Source organism: Comamonas fluminis (genome assembly GCF_019186805.1).
Classification (GTDB): Bacteria; Pseudomonadota; Gammaproteobacteria; order Burkholderiales; family Burkholderiaceae_C; genus Comamonas; species Comamonas fluminis.
In genome coordinates, this window is the sequence record NZ_CP066783.1 from 1,581,359 (window position 1) to 1,598,258 (window position 16,900).

Annotated in this window: 17 protein-coding genes; 3 read left to right on the forward strand and 14 right to left on the reverse strand. The window is 60.5% G+C overall.

The annotated features are described in order from the left end of the window. Positions 1–4 precede the first annotated feature (4 nt). On the reverse strand, positions 5–349 hold the full coding sequence (locus tag JDW18_RS07570; RefSeq protein WP_218244035.1) for a hypothetical protein: 345 nt from the start codon (positions 347–349) through the stop codon (positions 5–7). Positions 350–428: 79 nt separating this feature from the next. Beyond that, positions 429–1,127 carry a DUF3334 family protein gene (locus JDW18_RS07575; RefSeq protein ID WP_218243062.1) on the reverse strand — a complete coding sequence of 233 codons (699 nt, stop codon included), beginning with the start codon at positions 1,125–1,127 and terminating at the stop codon, positions 429–431. 127 nt (positions 1,128–1,254) lie between these two features. Here JDW18_RS07575 and JDW18_RS07580 point away from each other — a divergent pair, with 127 nt between their 5' ends. Then, positions 1,255–1,764, forward strand: coding sequence for a hypothetical protein (locus tag JDW18_RS07580; RefSeq protein ID WP_218243063.1), 510 nt, complete (start codon positions 1,255–1,257; stop codon positions 1,762–1,764). A 98-nt stretch (positions 1,765–1,862) separates the two neighbouring features. Here JDW18_RS07580 and proX read toward each other — a convergent pair whose 3' ends face one another. From proX to JDW18_RS07600, 4 genes are all read right to left on the reverse strand, one after another. After that, complete coding sequence (gene proX / locus JDW18_RS07585; RefSeq protein ID WP_218243064.1) at positions 1,863–2,903, reverse strand: glycine betaine/L-proline ABC transporter substrate-binding protein ProX; 1,041 nt, start codon at positions 2,901–2,903, stop codon at positions 1,863–1,865. A 24-nt stretch (positions 2,904–2,927) separates the two neighbouring features. Next, positions 2,928–4,139: a glycine betaine/L-proline ABC transporter permease ProW gene (gene proW / locus JDW18_RS07590; protein WP_218243065.1), complete on the reverse strand. Its 1,212-nt coding sequence runs from the start codon at positions 4,137–4,139 to the stop codon at positions 2,928–2,930. A gap of 12 nt (positions 4,140–4,151) precedes the next feature. Then, positions 4,152–5,513 (reverse strand): glycine betaine/L-proline ABC transporter ATP-binding protein ProV, encoded by a 1,362-nt coding sequence (gene proV / locus JDW18_RS07595; RefSeq protein WP_218243066.1) that lies wholly within the window; start codon positions 5,511–5,513, stop codon positions 4,152–4,154. 707 nt (positions 5,514–6,220) lie between these two features. After that, positions 6,221–6,889, reverse strand: coding sequence for a TIGR00645 family protein (locus tag JDW18_RS07600; RefSeq protein ID WP_246610327.1), 669 nt, complete (start codon positions 6,887–6,889; stop codon positions 6,221–6,223). Positions 6,890–7,312: 423 nt separating this feature from the next. Between JDW18_RS07600 and acs the strand changes: the two genes are divergently transcribed. Beyond that, on the forward strand, positions 7,313–9,307 hold the full coding sequence (gene acs / locus JDW18_RS07605; protein ID WP_218243067.1) for an acetate--CoA ligase: 1,995 nt from the start codon (positions 7,313–7,315) through the stop codon (positions 9,305–9,307). 132 nt (positions 9,308–9,439) lie between these two features. Further along, a complete protein-coding gene (locus JDW18_RS07610) occupies positions 9,440–9,898 on the forward strand; it encodes a LapA family protein (RefSeq protein WP_218243068.1) in 459 nt (152 codons plus the stop codon). Positions 9,899–10,005: 107 nt separating this feature from the next. On the opposite strand, the gene JDW18_RS07615 is transcribed toward JDW18_RS07610, so the two are convergent. The 8 genes from JDW18_RS07615 to JDW18_RS07650 all read right to left on the reverse strand — a co-directional run bounded on the left by JDW18_RS07615 (position 10,006) and on the right by JDW18_RS07650 (position 16,864). After that, positions 10,006–10,785, reverse strand: coding sequence for an ABC transporter ATP-binding protein (locus JDW18_RS07615; protein WP_218243069.1), 780 nt, complete (start codon positions 10,783–10,785; stop codon positions 10,006–10,008). Between the two features lie 15 nt (positions 10,786–10,800). Beyond that, a complete protein-coding gene (locus JDW18_RS07620; RefSeq protein WP_218243070.1) occupies positions 10,801–11,514 on the reverse strand; it encodes an ABC transporter permease in 714 nt (237 codons plus the stop codon). Next, positions 11,511–12,197, reverse strand: a complete 687-nt coding sequence (locus tag JDW18_RS07625) for an ABC transporter permease (RefSeq protein WP_218243071.1) — start codon at positions 12,195–12,197, stop codon at positions 11,511–11,513. Before JDW18_RS07625 ends, JDW18_RS07620 begins: the two co-directional genes overlap by 4 nt. Positions 12,198–12,271: 74 nt before the next feature. Continuing rightward, positions 12,272–13,033, reverse strand: a complete 762-nt coding sequence (locus JDW18_RS07630; protein WP_218243072.1) for a lysine/arginine/ornithine ABC transporter substrate-binding protein — start codon at positions 13,031–13,033, stop codon at positions 12,272–12,274. 133 nt (positions 13,034–13,166) lie between these two features. Continuing rightward, on the reverse strand, positions 13,167–13,895 hold the full coding sequence (locus JDW18_RS07635) for a transporter substrate-binding domain-containing protein (RefSeq protein ID WP_246610329.1): 729 nt from the start codon (positions 13,893–13,895) through the stop codon (positions 13,167–13,169). A gap of 275 nt (positions 13,896–14,170) precedes the next feature. Then, positions 14,171–15,508, reverse strand: coding sequence for an argininosuccinate synthase (gene argG, locus JDW18_RS07640; RefSeq protein ID WP_218243074.1), 1,338 nt, complete (start codon positions 15,506–15,508; stop codon positions 14,171–14,173). A 107-nt stretch (positions 15,509–15,615) separates the two neighbouring features. Further along, positions 15,616–15,933 (reverse strand): pyrimidine/purine nucleoside phosphorylase, encoded by a 318-nt coding sequence (gene ppnP / locus JDW18_RS07645; protein ID WP_218243805.1) that lies wholly within the window; start codon positions 15,931–15,933, stop codon positions 15,616–15,618. A gap of 136 nt (positions 15,934–16,069) precedes the next feature. Beyond that, on the reverse strand, positions 16,070–16,864 hold the full coding sequence (locus JDW18_RS07650) for a glycine zipper 2TM domain-containing protein (protein ID WP_218243075.1): 795 nt from the start codon (positions 16,862–16,864) through the stop codon (positions 16,070–16,072). Positions 16,865–16,900 lie beyond the last annotated feature (36 nt).

Here is a 16,900-nt window from a genome sequence, read left to right on the forward strand (position 1 = left end):
TGTATCAGGGCCGGGGGCCGTTGCCCTGATCTGAGCGTGCAGCCGCTGCAGCGGCGTCCATTTGCTGCAGCCGCTGTTGCATGGCGTCGTGCGAAAGGCCGCTGCTGTCCGCAGCAGGGCGGGCAAACATATCGCGCCCTTGCTGATTTTGGGTATTGAGGTTGAATTTCAGCTCGTTGCGCCTGGGCTGCTGGCCAGCGAGCAGGTTCTGATGCTGTACGGCAGCCTCGCTGCCACTGCACTCATAGCCCACGCCACTGGCATTGACGCAGCGGGCGCGCTGGGCGTGGGCGGCGCTGCAGATCAGCGCGGCGCCCATCAGCAGCATGGCAAACGAAGTTCGGTGCATGGCAGTCCTTTGCGTGAAGAATGCCATGCTAGGCCGTTCTGGCCTGTGCAGTATTACAGGCCGCAGTGACCAGCGAGGGTCAAAGTCCCAGCGACTTGAGCAGATCGTCGGTATCGCTTTGCGATGCTTCGGTATTGATAGCTGCAGTCGCTTGTTTGCTATGGGCTTCATGGGTTTCTGCCATGACGCGATCGGGATCGGGCTTTTCCTGGGCCTCGAAGTCCTTGATCTTGATGAACTCCATGTGGTCCACCGCCATCTCCAGATAGAAGATGTTGTGATTGCCTGTGTAGAAGGTCACGCGGCGGGCTTCGGGGGCGTCCAGGTTGGCGTCCACGCTCAGGTTCACCTGCTTGTTCAGGCGAATCATCTTGGGCTGGCTTTGCGAGATATGGGTCTGCAGCTCGCGCTGAACCTTGCTGGTGAAGTCGCCCACGACCTGGTTCATCAGCTCGCCCATGACGTTGCTCACATCATCCGAGGTATAGGCATTGGCCAGATCGCTTTCGGCCATGCCCATGGACAGCAGATAGCTGCGATACAGCTCCATCGCCGCTTCGGCCGAGAAGTTGATGATGATGAGGGCCGAGAAGCCACCGTCGATCAGCACAAAGCAGCCAATATCCGGTTTGAGGCTGGTCTTGGTGATGCGCTGCACCATGCCCGAATACTGAATCGGGCACTGGGTGGCGACCTGCAGCACGCGCGAGACGGAATTGCACAGGGCAATCAGCACGTCTTCGGTGCCGTGAATGATGGGGGCGTTTTGTGGGCTCATGGCTGCGGTGTTTCAACAGATGCCTGATTATGGATGCAACACTTTGTTGCATTCAACAAGGTCAAGCCAGAACATCGCATCAGGGTCTGGTAACGTGCGCGCTGTTGATGAGATTGCAGAGGACTTCATGCAGAACAAGCTGTGGCAGGCATTGGCCGGCACGTTGGTGGTAATGGGCCTGGCGGGCTGCTCTACGGTGGCCTCCATGGGCGACAAGGTATCGCAGACCTGGGACAAGACCTGGTCCAGCTTCAGTGGCAAGAGTGCGCAGACCCCGGTGGAAGAGGCCAGACCCAAGGCTGCGGCCGTGGCAGAGCCAGCAGGCCTCAAGCCCGGCAGCCAGTCTGGCAACTGGAAGGGCCTCTACAGTCTGGAAGGTGAGCGCGGGCGTTTTCAGGAATGCGGCACGGGCCAGATGGTGCCGGTGCTGGCTGAAAAAGACAATGTGCTGCTGGAGCAGGCCTATCTGAACACCCGCAGCAACGCATCGGCCGTGATGCTGGCCGAAGTGGTAGGCCGCATGGTGGAGCAGCCCGCCAGCGACCCGGTGCTGGCCCAGCAGGGGCGCAAGGTGCTGGCGCTGCGTGTGGAGCGTTTTGTCACGCTGTCCAGCAAATCGGTCTGCGTGCAGAACTGATCGGTACGCTCTGAAGACAAGGAGCCAGCAAATGCTGGCTCTCTTCTTTTGATAGCTGCCAGCGCTTGACAGGTAAGCGCTGCAGCCTTGTTGGATGCTTATTTCGCAGCCGAGCGCGCCTGCTGCAGCCAGCCATCAAAAGTCGTCTGATGGGCCTTGATCCAGCCCTCGGTATGGCGTTCGATGTCGGATTGTTTGCCCTGGCCCTGGCTCATCATGAAGTTCTGGGCATTGATATCGCCCACGGGCAGCTTGATGATTTCAAACAGCTTGGCTGCAGCGGGGTTCTGCTCGGCCCAGACCTTGTTGGCCACGATTTGCTGGTTGTTGGCGATAAAGCCGTAGTTCTTGCCGTTGGGCAGCTTGGTGTCCGTACCCGATTGCTCGCCGGGCAGCGAAGAGAACGGCACCTGCAGCCACACCACATCCTTGCCCGGCTTGAGCACATTGCTCACCCAGTACGGCGTCCAAGTGTAGTAGAGGATGGGCTTGCCTGCCTTGTAGCGGGTGATGGTGTCAGCCATCAGCGCCGAATACGTGCCCTGCTTGTGCGTGACGGTGTCGCGCAGCTTGTAGGCGGTGAGCTGGTGCTCGATCATGGCCTCGCAGCCCCAGCCGGGTGTGCAGCCCGTCAGGTCGGCTTTGCCGTCGCCGTCGGTATCAAACAGCTTGGCAATTTCGGGGTCCTTGAGCTGGCCGATATTGGTGATTTGGTGCGCGTCGGCCGTCTTCTTGTCGATCAGATAGCCCTGGGCCGCGTTGGCCGAGAAGATGCCCTTGCGGTAGAGCTTGGCATCGCCACCGGCGTTCTTGTAATAGTCGGCGTGCAGCGGGTTCCAGTGGTTGGCCATGAAGGTGGCGTCGCCGTTGGCCAGCGCAATGTGGGCCGTGGGGTATTCCACCTCCTTCATGGGCTGCACGTCGTAGCCCAGCTTTTGCAGCGCCTTCATCACCAGCAGGGTCTGGAAGGTTTCTTCGGCAATCGAGCTTTTCAGCGGCTGAACCTTGACGCCCTTGCCCGGCAGCGCATCAGCGGCCAGTGCGCTGCCTGCTGCCAGGGCCAGGCTTGCGGCGGCGGTGCCAGCCAGCAGCCAGCGGTTCAGAGTGCGGCGGGAGTTCAGTGTGATGCTTGTCTTCATGATTTCTCCTTGTTTCCTATGGCTTCAGGCCTTGGCTGGTGTGGCAGCTTGCTCAGGTGTGGGGGCAGGTGGCTGGCGGCGCAGCATGCGCGAGACCAGACCCACGGGGCCGGTAGCCCACCAGCGGGCGCTGCCACGCTTGGGCTCGCCCATGGCCTGGGTGATGCGGTCCAGCACGATGGCCAGCAACACAATGCCCAGGCCGCCTACGGTGGCCAGACCCATGTCTAGACGGCCAATGCCGCGCAGCACCATCTGGCCCAGCCCGCCCACGGCAATCATGGAAGCGATCACCACCATGGACAGCGACAGCATCAGCGCCTGGTTGATACCGGCCATGATGGACGGCATGGACAGCGGTAGTTGCACCTTCCACAGCAGTTGCATGGGCGAAGCGCCATAGGCGCGGCTAGCTTCGATCAAGTCCGGGCGCACCTGGCGGATACCCAGGTTTGTCAGGCGAATCAGCGGCGGCAGCGCAAAAACAATGGTCACGATGACGCCGGGCACGTTGCCAATGCCAAACAGCATCACCACCGGCACCAGATAGACGAAGGCGGGCGTGGTTTGCATGGCGTCCAGCAGCGGGCGGGTCCAGCGCTGGGCGCGGTCGCTGCTGGCCAGCAAGATGCCAGCGGGCAGGCCAATCACGATGCAGAAGAACAGCGAGGTCAGCACCAGGGCCAGCGTCACCATGGCTTCGGACCAGATGCCCAGCAGCGCCACGATCAGCAGCGAAACCGCCGAGCCAATGGCCAGCTTGCGGCCCGCAAACTGCCAGGCCAGCAGCGCAATCAGCAGCACCAGCACCGGCATGGGCAGGGTCTGCAGCACATCGGTCACGCCGTTGAGCGTGGCGTCAATCGGGGTGCGAACCGCCTGAAAGAAGGGGCGGAAATGATCGACAACCCAGGTCAGGCCGTTGTTGATGGAGTCCTGCACAGGCAGGCCTTCGGTGGTGATCTGGTGCCACAGGTGGCCCGGACCGCCGTCGTCAGCAGGCATGTCGCTGGTGGCTGGGGCGCTGAGCCAGTCGCTGGTGCTGACGGCGTCTGCCGCATTAGCGCTGCTGCTGGCCCAGGGATCGGCGTCCACATCGCTGGCAGATGGTGTTGCGGTGGTTGAGGGTGCGGTAGTTGAGGGAGCAGTGTCGGGTGCCGAGGCGGCTGCCCATGGGTCTTCAAAAGCCGTGCTCGGGGTTGGGGTGCTGGGGTTGTTCAGTGCGTTATCAGTCAAATCGTTCCCTCCTTATGGTGCGACAGTCGGTGCTGAGGTCGGTGCTGCGGTTGGTGCTGTGGTCGGTGCTGTGGTCGGTGCTGTGGTCGGTGTCGCGCTGGCTGCGCCCTGTGCACCGGGCTGGAAGTGCGGGTTCAGCTTGATGGGCGGAATTTCCTTTTGCGGTGGCGGCACGGGCGGGGTGTCGCGGTCCAGGAACTTGAGCATGGTGGTGCGGCTGATAACGCCCAGGTATTTGCTGTTCTCATCCACCACAGGCAGCGCAAAGGGCGGCACGGCCACGGTGCCAAACAGCTCGGCCACCGGGGTGTTGCTGGCAATCGGCTGCACATCGGGGATGAAGGCGTGCTGCAGGCCTAGCATGCCCTCGTGGCCATGCAGCGCATCACGCAGCGACTGCGAGGACACCACGCCCAAGAAACGCTTGCGGGCGTTGAGCACATAGGCGTAGTCGCGGTCGGAGTCCTGCAGCAGGCGCAGCGCGGCGCGGCAGCCACGGTCGCTGTGCTCGGAAATCACCGTCAGCGCCTGGCGGGCAATGTCGGAGGCCTTGAACACGGCAGCCGCGTCCACGCCCTGAATAAAGGTGCGCACATATTCGTTGGCGGGGTTGCGCAGAATGTCGTCGGGTGTGCCCACCTGCTGCACCACGCCGTCTTTCATGATGGCGATGCGGTCGCCAATGCGCATGGCTTCGTCCAGATCGTGCGAGATGAAGACGATGGTGCGGCGCTTGATCTCCTGCAGGCGCAGCAGCTCGGACTGCATTTCGGTGCGGATGATGGGGTCCAGCGCCGAGAAGGCTTCGTCCATCAGCAGGATGGACGGGTCAGACGCCAGCGCACGGGCCAGGCCTACGCGCTGCTGCATGCCGCCCGAGAGTTCGTCGGGGTAGCTGGCGCCCCAGGCGCCCAGGCCCACCTGCTCCAGCGCATCCTGCGCCTGTTGCTGGCGGGTGGCACGGTCCACACCGGCCAGTTCCAGGCCAAAGGCCGTGTTGTCCAGCACCGTCAGGTGAGGCATCAGCGCAAACGACTGAAACACCATCGAAATGTCTTTGCGGCGCAGGGCGCGCAGTTCCTTGTCGCTCAAGGCGTTGATGTCTTCACCGTCCACCAGAATGCGGCCCGCCGTGGGTTCGATCAAACGGTTGAGCATGCGCACCAGCGTGGATTTGCCTGAGCCCGACAGGCCCATGACGACAAAGATTTCACCGGCTTCGATGGTGAAGTGGGCGTCGAACACGCCGATGGACTGGCCGGTGCGGGCCAGGATTTCCTGCTTGTTCAGGCCTTGCTTGACAAGGCTGAGCGCGGTTTTCGGGTCGTTGCCGAAGACCTTGAAGACGTGATCGATAGCGATTTGCTTGGCCACTGTGGCGTTCTCCTTTTGGATGAGATGGAACACAGTCCATCGCCCACATCCGGCACAGGCCGGGGGCGATGGCGCGCAAGCCAAAATGAAAGCTCTGATGCTGCAGCTCAGCCTGTGTGTTGAGCACAGGCTGCGCAATGCAGTGGGCGCGGTAGCTGCGCCGTTGGTTCAGCCCGGATGGCACAAGCGAGGTGTGCGCAAGAGCTGCAAAGCAAGGAGAAGCGGGAACAACAACTGGGCAAGGTACCGACGGGCACACCGCAGTGTTACTTCTCAGGCGGCTGGTTCCGACTCGAAAGCCCGGAAAAAGCCTGTTTGCATCAGAGCCGTGTTTCGGCCCGGTTGACGGGGCTGCAGCCCGGTGAGGGCCACGGCTTTCCGCCGGGAAAAAGGGATCAGCCGCATTCAAAAAGAATGGGTGATGACCTGCAAGGCAGGCTGTAAATGACTTTTTAATATATCGACTTGAGTTTTATGCGTCAAATCGAGCTGTAAGAAAGGAGGCCAAACCATGGCAGATTGGGCCTCTTTGAAACAGCAGGTGCTTCCAAAAAAATAGCGGTATGCGCTTGATATCAAAGTGTTTGACAGCTGTTTGGTTGCAATTTTTGTAACTTGTCAGCTTTTGCTGCGAAATATGAGTCTGCAAGCATGAAAAAAGCCCCGTCATGGCAGGCCATGCGGGGCTTGATGGGGTAAATCAACTATCAGTGGTGGTGGCTGCTGCTGGTGAGCTTGTCGGTATAGGCAATGGCCAGCGCGCTCAGCAGGAAGACCACATGGATGATGGTCTGCCACATCAGCACCTGCACCTCGTAGCTGCCTGCGTTGATAAAGCTCTTGAGCAGGTGGATGGAGCTGATGCCGATGATGGACAGGGCCAGCTTGACCTTGAGCACCGAGGCGTTCACATGGCTGAGCCACTCGGGCTGGTCGGGGTGAGACTCCAGACCCAGGCGGCTGACAAAGGTCTCGTAGCCCCCCACGATGACCATGATGAGCAGGTTGGAGATCATCACCACATCAATCAGCGCCAGCACCACCAGCATGATGATGGTCTCGTTCAGGTGGGTGATCTCCACATCACTCTTGTAGCCAATATTGGTGATGAGGGCCTGCAGTGCTTCCTGGTTGCCGAAAACGGCTTCCACCAGATGCCACAGCTCCAGCAAAAAGTGCCAGACATAGACGCCCTGTGCGGCGATCAGCCCCAGATACAGCGGCAGCTGCAGCCAGCGGCTGGCAAAAATCAGCGAGGGCAGGGGGCGCAGCGCGGCTGGCGCCTGGTAGCTGGCGGGGGACTGCGGGGCCGCGGTACTGGCGGTCACAGGGGCGTTGGGGGCAGCATCGGCTGCGTTGGGTGGATTGCGGCTCATGGTGGATTGCGGCTCATGGTGGCGTGGGGCTGCCGCAGCGGGCAAGTGGCCCAAAGCGGCCAGCCTGCCACCAGCGGCAATGCGAGAAGTCAGAGAGTCAGAAAAGAATGCACGGCTGCTGGGTTGGAATGGTTTTGCGCAGCGGGGAATTCAGGAATTAGCTGCCGAAAAGGTGAAACACATCTGAACGAGTGACACGCTTTGCAACAGGCGCGCAATTCTAAGGGTTTGCGCCAATATTTTGGGGGTGAACCATGCGCAAGTTCGCTTAAATAATGCGTGAGCTGCTGCAAAGTTATGAGCGTTTTTGCCATTTCTGGCGCGCAGGAACGAGCGCGTAAATTTCAGTCAGTAGCGTGTAAGACCGAGCGCCGACAGTACACCCACAATAAATTCATAGCCGAGTATCAGGAGACAAGCAAGATGAGCACAACAACTTCTGCGATCGAATCTGTATTGGTGGAAAACCGCGTTTTCCCTCCGGCAGCTGACTTCGTGGCCAAAGCACGTATTTCCGGCATGGCGCAGTACCAGGCGCTGTGCGATGAAGCCGAGCGCGACTACGAAGGCTACTGGGCCCGTCTGGCGCGTGAGAACGTGGTCTGGACCAAGCCCTTCACCCAGGTGCTGGACCAAAGCAACCCTCCGTTCTACAAATGGTTTGCCGACGGTGAGCTGAACGCCAGCGCCAACTGCCTTGACAAGCACATGGGCACGCCGGTCGAGAACAAGACCGCCATCATCTTTGAAGCCGACGGCGGCGAAGTCACCAAGGTCACCTACAAGGAACTGCTGGCCCGTGTCAGCCAGTTCGCCAACGCGCTCAAGGCGCGTGGTGTGCAAAAGGGCGATCGCGTTCTGCTCTACATGCCCATGACGATTGAGGGCGTGGTGGCCATGCAAGCCTGTGCCCGTATTGGCGCAACCCACTCTGTGGTGTTTGGCGGCTTCTCGGCCAAGGCGGTGCAAGAGCGCATTGTGGACGTGGGCGCCAGCCTGGTCGTTACAGCCAACTACCAGATGCGCGGCGGCAAGGAACTGCCCCTGAAGGCCATCGTGGACGACGCGCTGGCGCTGGGTGGCTGCGAAGCCGTCAAGAGCGTGCTGGTTTATGAGCGCACGGCTACGGCCTGCAATATGGTTGCGGGCCGCGACTTGACCTTCACTGAAGCGCTGGCAGGCCAGTCCACCGAGTGCGAGGCTGTGGCAGTCAATGCCGAGCACCCGCTGTTCATCCTCTACACCAGCGGCTCCACCGGCAAGCCCAAGGGCGTGCAGCACGCCACCGGCGGCTATGTGCTGTGGGCCAAGCAGACCTTTGAATGGACTTTTGACCTCAAGGACAGCGATGTGTTCTGGTGCACGGCCGACATCGGCTGGATCACCGGCCACAGCTACGTGGCCTACGGCCCGCTGGCCGCAGGTGCCACGCAGATCGTGTTTGAAGGCGTGCCAACCTTCCCCAATGCTGGTCGCTTCTGGCAGATGATCGAGCGCCACAAGTGCAGCATCTTCTACACCGCACCCACGGCGATCCGCTCGCTCATCAAGGCTGCGGACTCTGACCCCAGCGTGCACCCCAAGAACTCGGACCTGTCCAGCCTGCGCGTGCTGGGTTCGGTGGGCGAGCCCATCAACCCCGAAGCCTGGATGTGGTACTACAAAAACGTGGGCGGCGAGCGTTGCCCCATTGTGGACACCTTCTGGCAAACCGAAAACGGCGGCCACATGATTACGCCGCTGCCCGGTGCCACGCCGCTGGTACCCGGTTCCTGCACGCTGCCGCTGCCAGGTATTACGGCAGCCATCGTCGATGAATCCGGCAACGATATGCCCAACGGCGCTGGCGGCATTCTGGTCGTCAAAAAGCCCTGGCCTTCGATGATTCGCAACATCTGGGGTGACCCCGAGCGCTTCAAGAAGAGCTACTTCCCCGAAGAGCTCAAAGGCTTCTATCTGGCGGGCGACGGCGCCGTGCGCAGCGAAGACCGTGGCTACTTCCGCATTACCGGCCGTATTGACGACGTGCTGAACGTCTCGGGTCACCGCATGGGCACCATGGAGATTGAATCGGCACTGGTCGCCAAGACGGATCTGGTGGCTGAAGCCGCTGTGGTTGGCCGCCCGGACGATCTGACTGGCGAAGCCATCTGCGCTTTTGTGGTGCTTAAGCGCGGTAAGCCCACGGGCGAAGAAGCCAAGCAGATTGCCAATGAGCTGCGCAACTGGGTGGCCAAGGAAATCGGCCCGATTGCCAAGCCCAAGGACATCCGCTTTGGCGACAACCTGCCCAAGACCCGCAGCGGCAAGATCATGCGGCGCCTGCTGCGCTCGCTGGCCAAGGGTGAAGCCATCACCCAGGACACCAGCACCCTGGAGAATCCAGCAATCCTGACTCAGTTGTCGGAGACCAATTGATCTAACTGATCTGAGAGCTCTGGGATGACAAGGCCGCTGCTTGCAGCGGCTTTGCTGTTTCTGGCCCTTGCTGACGTGGGCGGGCCTGAACTTGGGTTAAAAACAAGGCATCGCAGAGACACGGAGAAGAAAATGAACTTTCGCACTATTTCCATTGCCATCATCGTGGCGCTGATCGCCGTGCTGGCGGCCTTTAACTGGAATGCGCTTTCCACGCCCACGCCCGTATCTTTTGGCGTGACGGAAATTCAGGCCCCGCTGGGTGTGCTGATGCTGGCGCTGACAATTTTGCTCAGCGTGTTTTTCATCGCCTATGTGCTGTGGCTGCAAAGCTCGGTGCTGATGGCGGCGCACCGTCACAGCAAGGAGCTGCAGAGCCAGCGCGATCTGGCCGACAAGGCTGAGGCTTCGCGCTTTACCGAACTGCGGGGCGTGCTGGAAGCGCTGCATGCACGCGACAAGGAAGACCTGATTGCCCGCCTTGACGTGCTGGAAGCCCATCTGGTCAGCCGTGCGCAGGAGTCTGACAACAGCACGGCGGCCTATGTGGGTCAGCTGGAGCAGCAGGTGAACCAGCTCAATCACCGTTGATCAGAATTGATAGCTGAAAGCGCTGGATAGATAAGCGCTGCAGGCCTGAAAACAACAAAGCCGCCGGAGACAGCGGCTTTGTTGTTTGCGAGAGCGAAGGGCTGCTCTTATTTCAGATTGCCAGACAGGAACTTGGCAAGTCGTTCACTGCGCGGATTGCTCAGCACCTCGCGTGGGTCGCCTTGCTCTTCAATCAGGCCCTTGTGCAAGAAGACCACGTGGTTGGAGACTTCGCGGGCAAAGCCCATTTCGTGCGTCACGACCACCATGGTGCGGCCTTCCTGCGCCAGCAGCTGCATCACACGCAGCACTTCGCCCACCAGTTCGGGGTCCAGCGCCGAGGTGGGCTCGTCGAACAGCATCACCTCGGGCTCCACCGCCAGTGCACGGGCAATGGCCACGCGCTGCTGCTGGCCGCCGCTCATGTGGTTGGGGTAGCTGTCTTCCTTGCCTTCCAGGCCGACCAGGTGCAGGTACTTGCGGGCGCGGGCCACGGCTTCGTCCTTGCTGATGCCCAGCACGTTGACCGGCACTTCGATGATGTTCTGCATCACCGTCATGTGGGCCCACAGGTTGAAGTGCTGGAACACCATGGCCAGACGCGTGCGCAGGCGCTGCAACTGGCGCTGATCGGCGGCAACCAGCGCGCCATCGCGGCCGGGGCGCAGTTGCAGCTCTTCATCGGCCACGATGATGCGGCCCTTCTGGGGCTGCTCCAGCAGGTTGATGCAGCGCAGAAAGGTGGATTTACCCGAGCCAGAGCTGCCGATGATGCTGATCACATCGCCTGCACGGGCACTGAGCGAAACGCCCTTGAGCACTTCGTTTTGCCCATAGCTCTTGTAGATATCCAGCGCCTGGAGTTTGTAGGGGGTGTTGCTTGTCATGGTCGTCTTACCCTCTTAAGCCTTGCGCGGAGCCAGATAACCCAGGTAGCGGCGCTCCAGCAGGCGGTTGGCACCAAGCAGGGCGAAGGTAATGCACAGGTAAATGGCTGCAGCGAAGAGGTAGGCCTCGAACGGCAGATAGAAATCGGAATAAACGCGGCTGGCCGCGCCCGTCAGGTCCAGCAGCGCTGGCACGGTACTGGCCAGACTGGAGCTGTGCAGCATCATCACCACCTCGTTGCCATAGGCTGGCAATGTGCGGCGAATGGCGCTGGGCAGCACGATGCGGCGCATCAGCTGCCAGTCGCTCATGCCCATGGAGCGTGCGGCCTCGACCTCACCCTTGTTGGTTTCGCGAATGGCGCCAGCCAGCATTTCGGCGGTGTAGGCCGCAGTGTTCAGGCTGAACGACAGCAGTGCGCAGAAGAACGGCTCTTTGAAGTGCGTCCAGGGCCAGACGGTATCCCAGCGTGCCTGCACCCATTCAAGCTGGGCAAAGCCGTAATAGATCAGATAGACCTGAATCAGCAGCGGTGTGCCGCGCATGAAATAGGTAAATGCTGCCACGGGCAGGCGAATCAGGGCCGAGCGGCTGACCAGCGCCAGCGCAAACAGCAGCGCCAGCACGGCGCCCACGGCCAGGCTGATCAGCGTCAGCTGCAGTGTGACGTACAGGCCTTCGGCATACAGCGCCAGCGTGGCGGGTTCAAAAATGACACTCCAGTTCATAGCTGCACCTTGTCAGATCCAAGGCTGTAGCGCGCAGACAGGCGCTTGAGCAGTTGCAGCGATACGGCGGTGAAGACCAGGTACAGCGCTGCGGTGAACAGGAAGAAGGCAAACGGCTCGCGCACAGAGGCGCTGGCCTGCTTGGCCAGATAGGTCATGTCGTGCAGGCCAATCAGGCTTACCAGTGCGGTGGCCTTGATCAGCACCAGCCAGTTATTGGTGAAGCTGGGCAGTGCATAGCGCACCATCTGGGGCAGCGTAATGCGGATGAATGTGCGCATGGGGCTCATGCCAAATGCCCAGGCAGCCTCCATCTGGCCTTTGGGGATGGCCAAAATGGCTCCGCGAAAGGTCTCGGTCATGTAGGCGCCGTAGATGAAGCCAATGGTCAGCACGCCGGCCACAAAGGGGTTCAGGTCCACGCTCTCGTCGCTGCCAAGGGCTTCGAGCAGGCTGTTGAGGCCAATGGCGCCGCCGTAGAAGATCAGCAGCATCATCAGCAGCTCGGGAATGCCGCGCACCACGGTGGTGTAGGCCGTGGCGGGCCAGGCCAGCATACGCCGGCCCGAGAGCTTGGCGGCAGCGCCAGCAAGCCCGATCAGCGTGGCTACCAGCAGTGATGCCAGTGACACAGCGACCGTCAGCAGCGCTCCCTCAAGGATCGAATAATAGTATCCACTCATGTCATGAAATTTGCGCGCCGCGCGTCATGGGCCCCGAAGGACGCATAGCGCGCGGCGCGCAATGTAATGTGGCTTTACTGGCCGTATGGATCGAAGTCGAAGTACTTCTTGGCAATCTTGCCGTAAGTGCCGTTCTTGCGAATGGTGTCAATCGCTTCGTCGAGCTGCTGCTTGAGTTCCTTCTGGCCCTTGCGCATGGCAATGCCGATGCCTTCGCCGTAGTACTTCACGTCGTACTGGTCAGGGCCCACGTAGCCGTAGTCCTTGCCTTCGGGCTTGCGCAGGAAGCCGCCTTGCACTTCGACCTTGTCAGCCACGGTGCCGTCCAGGCGACCAGCGTGCAGGTCCAGATAGACCTGGTTCTGGGACTGGTAGGACACCACGTTCACGCCAGCGGTCTTGAGCTCGCCCATGGCCCACTTTTCCTGGGTGCTGCCCTTGAGCACACCAATCTTCATGCCCTTGAGCGAAGCGGGGCCGTCGTACTTGGTGGTCTTCTTGACCACGATGGCGCTGGGCGTCTTGTAGTAGCGCTTGGTGAAGTCCACGACGCGCTGGCGTTCAGGCGTGATCGAGATGGAGCTGATGATGACATCAAACTTGCGGGCCTGCAGGCCGGGGATGACGCTGTCGAATTCAGATTCGACAAACACGCACTTGCGCTTGAGCTGCTCGCACAGCGCATTGGCGATGTCGATGTCAAAGCCGACGATCTCGCCCGAGGCGGTCTTGTATTCAAAGGGTTCGTAGGCGGCGTTGGTGCCTACTCGCAGGTCAGCGGCCATTGTGGAGCCGGCCAGGGTTGCGAGGGCCATAGCCATCAGCGATGCGCGCATGGTGATTCCTTGTCTTGGATACGGTATTTGCGAAAAAACCAGCCCAGTTGGTGCACGCTACGCTGTATGTCGCGCGGCTGCTGCAAGGCGGTGAACCTAGTATTGTCGCCGTTTCTCGCAGCAGCGCGGAAAATTAGTTGCCGTAGGGGTCAAAGTCGAAGTACTTCTTGGCAATGGTGTTGTAGGTGCCATTGCTGCGAATTGTCTTGATGGCGGCGTTGATCTGGTCCTTGAGTTCCTTCTGGCCCTTGCGCAAACCGATGCCTATGCCGTCGCCGTAGTACTTGGTTTCGTACTGGTCAGCGCCCACGTAGCCGTAGTCCTTGCCTTCGGGTTTGCGCAGAAAGCCGCCATGCACTTCGACCTTGTCGGCCACCGTGCCATCAAGGCGGCCGGACTTGATGTCCAGATACACCTGATCCTGTGCTTCGTAGGGAACGATGGTGACGCCAGCAGGCTTGAGTTCGCCCATGGCCCATTTTTCCTGAGTGCTGCCCTTGAGCACGCCAATCTTCTTGCCCTTCAGAGACGCGGGGCCGGTATAGGCCGTGCCTTTTTTCACCACGATGCCGCTGGGTGTCTTGTAGTAGCGGTCGGAGAAGTCAATGACGCGCTTGCGCTCTTCCGTCATGGACAGGGAGCTGATGACCACATCGTATTTCTTGGCCTGCAGGCCGGGAATCATGCTGTCCCAGACCTGCTCGACAAACACGCATTTGCGCTTGATTTCGGCGCAGATGGCATTGGCAATGTCCACATCAAAGCCCGTGGGCTTGCCGTCAGCAGTCTTGTAGGTAAAGGGTTCGTAGGTGGGGTCGATTGCAACCTTGAGGTCTGTGGCCTGTGCGGAAGCTGTCGCCATGCCGAAGGCAGCGACGATTGCGAAAGGTGCGATAGCCCATGTTTTCTTTGCCATACCCGTCCTTGGTGTGATGAGAGCGTTCTACATCTGAAATTGGGATGCAGGATGCGTGCCAGTTGGTGATGGCATTCTAGGCAGCGGCCTTGCCGCAAATGCGGTTTTTGTTGCGCTGCAGTGCTATCGGATACCCGGGGTTGCGGCGTTTTGGGGCATGGATTTCAGGCATGAAAAAAGCCGCTGGCAGGCAGCGGCTTTCGGGGTGGAGGTGACTTGAATTACTTCTTGTCGCCGCCCAGTTGGGGCAGTGCGTTGGCGCTGCTCACGCTCAGCAGGCCCGCCTGCGAGTAGATGGCCAGCTTGGCGCGGGTGTCGATCAGGTCCAGGTTACGCATGGTCAGCTGGCCGATACGGTCGATGGGGCTGAAAGGCGCGTCTTCGACCTTTTCCATGGACAGACGCTCGGGAGCGTAAGTCAGGTTGGGCGACTCGGTGTTCAGGATGGAGTAGTCGTTGCCGCGGCGCAGTTCCAGCGTCACGGTACCGGTCACGGCACGGGCCACCCAGCGCTGCGAAGATTCGCGCAGCATGATGGCCTGAGGGTCGAACCAGCGGCCCTGGTACAGCAGACGGCCCAGGCGCAGGCCGTTGATGCGGTACTGCTCGATGGTGTCTTCGTTGTGAATGCCGGTCACCAGACGCTCATAAGCGATGTGCAGCAGGGCCATGCCGGGGGCTTCATAGATGCCGCGGCTCTTGGCTTCGATGATGCGGTTTTCGATCTGGTCGCTCATGCCCAGACCGTGGCGGCCGCCGATACGGTTCAGTTCCAGGAAGACTTCCACGGCATCGGTGTATTCCTTGCCGTTGATGGCCACGGGGCGGCCTTCTTCGAAGGTAATGGAGACCTCTTCGGCCTTGACTTCGACTTCGGGCTTCCAGAAAGCCACGCCCATGATGGGGTTCACGATGCGGATGCCGGAGTTCAGGAACTCCAGATCCTTGGCTTCGTGGGTCGCACCCAGCATGTTGGAGTCGGTGGAGTAGGCCTTCTCGGCCGACATCTTGTAGCCGAAACCTTCCTTGGTCATGAAAGCCGACATTTCAGCGCGGCCACCCAGCTCGTCGATGAAGTTGCTGTCCAGCCAGGGCTTGTAAATCTTCAGAGCGGGGTTGGTGAGCAGACCGTAGCGGTAGAAGCGCTCGATGTCATTGCCCTTGAAGGTAGAGCCGTCGCCCCAGATGTTGACATCATCTTCCTTCATGGCGGCCACCAGCATGGTGCCGGTCACAGCGCGACCCAGAGGGGTGGTGTTGAAGTAGGTGATGCCACCGGTGCTGATATGGAAAGCGCCAGACTGGATAGCGGCAATACCTTCGTTAGCCAGCTGAGGGCGGCAGTCGATCAGGCGGGCCTTTTCTGCGCCATATTCCATGGCCTTGCGAGGGATCTCGTCGTAATCGGCTTCGTCAGGTTGGCCCAGATTGGCGGTGTAAGCGTAGGGCAGGGCGCCCTTGTTCTTCATCCAGCGCAGAGCGGCGGAGGTGTCCAGACCACCGGAGAAGGCGATGCCGACCTTCTGGCCGACGGGAACATGTTGCAGAATGGTTTCCATGAGATTTCTCTTCAAAGTGATAGCTGCAAGCGCTTTATCGATAAGCACTTGGGGCTAAAAAGGCTTGAAATTTCAGCGAGCCGGGTTCAGCCCGGTTCAGGCGCCGCTCAAGCGTAGTGGCAGATGTAGTGATAGGCCTCAGTCACGCGAATGTCGAACTTGGAATTCGCGGGAATCTGAAAGCTCTCGCCAGCGGCGGACTTCTTCCACTCGTCGCTGCCGTCGAGCTTGTATTCGCAGGAGCCGCCCACGCATTCCATGATTTCTGCGGCAGCCGTGCCAAAAGTCAGGGTGGCAGGCAGCACCACGCCTACGGACTTCTTGGTGCCGTCGGGCAGGGTGAAGCTGTGGCTGACGCACTTGCCGTCAAAGTACACATTGGCCTTGGTGGTGAGGCTGACGCCAGCAATGGTTTCGGTGGTCATGGAAGAGGTACGCGAAGCGTGGTCAAGATCAAAACCCATGATTTTAGGCCAGCGGCCTTGCACCCGCGCGAATGTCTGGCAAAGCGCAGAAACGACAAAAGCCCCTTTCGGGGCTTTTTTGTGGTCTGACAACGCTTTAGCGGCGCCATCCGTGGCCGTAGGCACCATAGCCAGGGCGATAGCCGCCGCCGTGGCCGCGATAGTAGTGGCCCGGGCGGGTTGCGTAATAGGCGCCTGCGCCGATCACCGCACCAATCAGCAGCGGTGCAACATAGTCCGCCGCCGAGTAACTGCTGCCGGTGGAATAGGTGGGCGCTACAGGCTGGGGTGCGTAATAACCGCTTTGATAGCCACCCTGGTAATAGGCGGGGTAGCCGTTCGAGTAGTTATCAGGGTAGCTGGTCGAGTACGCGCCCTGGGGGGCTTGCTGCGTGCCGTAATAGCCATTGCTGCCATAGGCGTTGTTATTCACCTCGGGCTGTACATTCAGTGCAATCCACTGGCCGGGCGGATTGGTGGTTTGCGTGGTGTAGCTGCGACCGTTGTACTCATAGGTCACGTTGTAGCCCACGGTACGGTTTTGATAGAAGGTCTGCGTGCTGCACTGGCGCACGGTCTGATACTGGGCAGGGCCGGAGGATTCCACCTGGTTGCCCAGCATCGCGCCGCCAATCAGGCCTGCGCCGGTGGCTGCGGCACGCCCGCCGCCGCCGCCAATGGCATTGCCCAGCAGGCCGCCAGCAATCGCGCCCACCACGGCGCCTGCGCCGGTTGAGCGGGGCGCCACAGCCACGGGCTGGTCTGAGCAGACCTGCTGCGGAACAGCCACTTGCTGGGTGATGGGGGTGGACGACAGCACGCGGCCTCGTTCCTGGGCAAACGCCCCGGTGGCTGTCACGGCTGCAATGGTCAAAAACGCCAGGGTCTTCATATCTATCTCTCCTGTCTCTGCATGCTTAACGCACCA